We start from the raw sequence: 3,757 nt of genomic DNA on the forward strand, positions 1-3,757 counted from the left end.
GATTCGGCGTTGCAGCGAGGGTGCGTTCATCGCGAATCCTCCCGTTCGTCGGTCGCGACAATTTCGACGTCGAGGTCCGTTGCATCGGAGACCAGCCGCGCCACCACGTCACCCTTGAGCAGGCGGCGCCAGCGGGGCTGATGCGTCCGCCCGACGATCACTTTGGTCACGCCCTTGTCGTGCGCGAAGTCGATCAATGCCTTGACCACGTCGTCGGACTTGAGCCAGACGGTTTCGGCGCCGAGGTCGCTCGCCACGTTGATATTGTCGAGCAGCGCGACGAAATCGCTAGTGCCGATATTTTTCACCGATTCGTTGGGCGTCTCGATGTGCACCGCGAACCATTCGGCGTTGAGCTGTCCTGCAATGCGCGAGGCCTTGCGCAATAGCTGTCCGGTGTCGGCGGCATTGGACGAGACTCCGACCATGATGCGATCGACGACGTTCGTACGGTGGCCACCTTCGCGCTTGATCGACTCGCGGTCCAGCCGCTGGCGGTCCAGGCTGCGCGCGACCTCGCGCAGCGCCAGTTCACGCAGCGACGCGAGATTGCTCGGCTTGAAAAAATTCTTGAGCGCGTTCTCGATCTGCTCGTGCGGATAAATCTTGCCCTCGCGCAATCGCTCGCGCAGTGCCTCGACCGGCACGTCGATATTAACGATCTGGTCGGCGCGCGCGAGGAACGAATCAGGCACCGTCTCGCGCACGTCGACGCCGGTGACGCGCCTCATCATCGCGTTCAGACTTTCGACGTGCTGGATGTTGAGGGCGGTGATCGCGTTGATGCCGGTGCCTACGATCTCCTCGACGTCCTGGTAGCGCTTCGGGTGCTGCGAGCCGGGCGCATTGGTATGCGCGAGCTCATCGACGATTACCACGTCGGGCTTGCGCGCGATGATGGCATCGACGTCCATCTCTTCGAGCTCAACGTCGCGATACTGGATCTTGCGGCGCGGCACGATCTCGAGATCTCCGATTCGCTCCTCGGTCTCGCGGCGATGATGCGTTTCGATGAAGCCCAGCACGACATCCACTCCCCGATCGCGGAGCTGATGTGCCTCCTCGAGCATCCTGTATGACTTGCCTACGCCCGCGGCGGCGCCGATATATACCTTGAGACGTCCCCGTTGAGGTTGGGGCACGAGGTCGAGAAAAGCTTCGGGCTCGAGTCGTTTGTCATCGCTCATTCAAGTCCCGGGCGTTCCGCCATGACTTCCGGCAGCGCGAGCACTATGAGTTCCCGTGGTGCGATCGAGGGCCAGGTTCAGCAGCAGGACGTTGACGCCAGGCTCGCCGAAGATCCCTGCCGATCGCGACCGCGTGTTCTCCGCAATCAACTGCCGCACCTGATCTTCGCTCAGACCGCGCGCACGAGCAACACGTGCCACCTGGAGGTCGGCGGCGGCCGGACTTATCTCGGGATCGAGTCCGCTGGCTGAAGTCGTCACGAGGTCGATTGGAACCTGGTGCGCGTCGGTGCCGGGATTGCTCTCGACTACGTTTTTCAGCCGCAACTTGACCGCGTCGATCAGCGCCTTGTTGGTCGGGCCAAGATTGGAGCCGCCCGAGTTGTCGGCGGCGTAGCCCTTGTCACCGGCGGCTGAAGGCCGGCTCTGAAAATAGCGCGGCGACGAGAAGTTCTGCCCGATGAGGCTCGAGCCGACGACCTTGTTGCCCGCTACGACGATGCTTCCGCCGGCCTGGTGCGGGAAAATCGCCTGCGCAATTCCCCATACTGCAATCGGATAGACGATGCCGGTGAGCACGGTTAGCACCGCGGTAGCCAGGAGAGCAGTCTTTAGCGTCTTCACTGAAAAAAACCTCACGCCAGATGCAGCGCGGCGATCATGATGTCGATAGCCTTGATGCCGATGAACGGAATAATCACGCCGCCGAAGCCATAGATAAAAAGATTGCGCGTCAGAATCGCGGCGGCGCCGACCGGACGGTATTTCACGCCGCGCAGCGCTAGCGGAATCAGCGCGATGATGATCAGCGCGTTGAAGATTACCGCCGAAAGGATCGCGCTCTGCGGCGTCGCCAGATGCATCACATTCAGCCGCTGCAATTCCGGATACTCGACGATGAACAGCGCCGGGATGATCGCGAAATACTTGGCGACGTCATTGGCGATCGAAAACGTCGTCAACGCGCCGCGCGTCATCAGCAGTTGTTTGCCGATCTCGACCACTTCCATCACCTTCGTGGGATTCGAGTCGAGGTCGATCATGTTGCCGGCCTCGCGCGCGGCCTGGGTGCCCGCGTTCATCGCGATTCCGACGTCGGCCTGCGCGAGCGCGGGCGCGTCGTTGGTGCCGTCGCCGATCATCGCGACCAGCTTGCCCTGGTTCTGCTCCTCGCGAATCAGGCGCAGCTTGGTTTCGGGAGTGGCCTCGGCCAGGAAGTCGTCGACGCCCGATTCCACGGCGATTGCCGCGGCGGTGAGCGGGTTGTCGCCGGTAATCATGACGGTGCGCAAACCCATCGCGCGCAGGCGCTCGAAGCGTTCGCGAATCCCTTCCTTGACGACATCTTTCAGATAGATCACGCCGAGCGCCTGCGCCTCGTCGGCGACCACCAGTGGAGTTCCACCGCTGCGCGCGATGCGCTCGACAATTTCCTTCAAGTCAGTCGGCGGCGTGCCGTGATTTTCCGTGACGAAATTTGCGACCTGCTCGGCGGCGCCTTTGCGGATTCGCCGTCCGCCGATGTCCACGCCGCTCATCCTGGTCTGCGCGGAAAACGGTATGAAGGTGGCGCCGTCTTCGCCGAGCTCGCGGCCGCGCAAGTTGTATTCGCGCTTGGCCAGCACCACGATCGAGCGTCCTTCGGGAGTCTCGTCGGCCAGCGACGCAAGCTGCGCGGCCTCGGCGAGCGCGCCCGGTTCCACTCCATTCACCGGAATGAACTCCGCCGCCATCCGGTTCCCGAGCGTGATCGTTCCAGTCTTGTCGAGCAGCAGCGTATCGACGTCGCCGGCCGCCTCGACCGAGCGGCCTGACATCGCGAGCACGTTGTGCTGCACCAGGCGATCCATTCCGGCGATTCCGATCGCCGAGAGCAATCCGCCGATGGTCGTCGGAATCAGGCATACCAACAGCGCCACCAGCACCGGCAGCGCGAGCTTCGTGCCGCCATACAGCCCGAACGGATAGAGCGTGACGACGACGAGCAGGAAGACAATCGTCAGGCCGGACAGCAAGATGCTGAGCGCGATTTCGTTGGGCGTTTTCTGGCGATGCGCGCCTTCCACCAGCGCGATCATGCGGTCGAGGAACGTCTCGCCGGGGTTGGCGGTGATCTTTACCTTGATCCAGTCTGAGATAACCGTGGTGCCGCCCGTGACGCCGCTGCGATCGCCGCCGCTCTCGCGGATGACCGGCGCGGATTCGCCGGTGATAGCGGCCTCGTTGACCGCGGCGATGCCCTCGATCACTTCGCCGTCGCCCGGAATCACGTCACCGGCGGCCACCATCACGACGTCGTCGCGCCGAAGCTGCGCTGCCGGCACGAGCTTCGTCTCGCCGCTCGGGAGAATCAATTTGGCCTGGGTTTCGGTGCGCGTCTTGCGCAGGTTATCGGCCTGCGCCTTGCCGCGGCCCTCCGCCATCGCCTCGGCAAAGTTTGCGAACAGAACGGTAAACCACAGCCACAGCGCGATTTGGAATTCGAATCCCGCCAGCGCCATCTTGTGAGCCAGCAGGTCGCGAAACAGCGTGAACATCACAAGCACGCTGGTGACCTCGACCACGAACAT

3 protein-coding genes are annotated in these 3,757 nt (G+C 62.9%); all 3 read right to left on the minus strand.

The window, feature by feature from the left end; all coding sequences use genetic code 11:
• Positions 1–26: 26 nt before the first annotated feature.
• Entirely contained in the window at positions 27–1,187 is a 1,161-nt protein-coding gene (locus VIW95_RS14940; protein WP_331587939.1) for a sensor histidine kinase KdpD, read from the minus strand.
• Entirely contained in the window at positions 1,188–1,811 is a 624-nt protein-coding gene (gene kdpC, locus VIW95_RS14945) for a potassium-transporting ATPase subunit KdpC (protein WP_331587941.1), read from the minus strand.
• Between the two features lie 11 nt (positions 1,812–1,822).
• Positions 1,823–3,757, minus strand: a 1,935-nt coding sequence (gene kdpB, locus VIW95_RS14950) for a potassium-transporting ATPase subunit KdpB (RefSeq protein WP_331587943.1), incomplete at its 5' end; no start/stop codon positions are given.

Origin of the sequence: Binatus sp. (SeqCode), assembly GCF_036522015.1 — a bacterium.
Lineage (GTDB): Bacteria > Desulfobacterota > Binatia > Binatales > Binataceae > Binatus.

Coding starts and splice junctions, on each gene's coding strand:
- VIW95_RS14940 (WP_331587939.1), bottom strand. CDS start 1,187: ATGAGCGATGACAAACGACTCGAGCCCGAAGCTTTTCTCGACCTCGTG.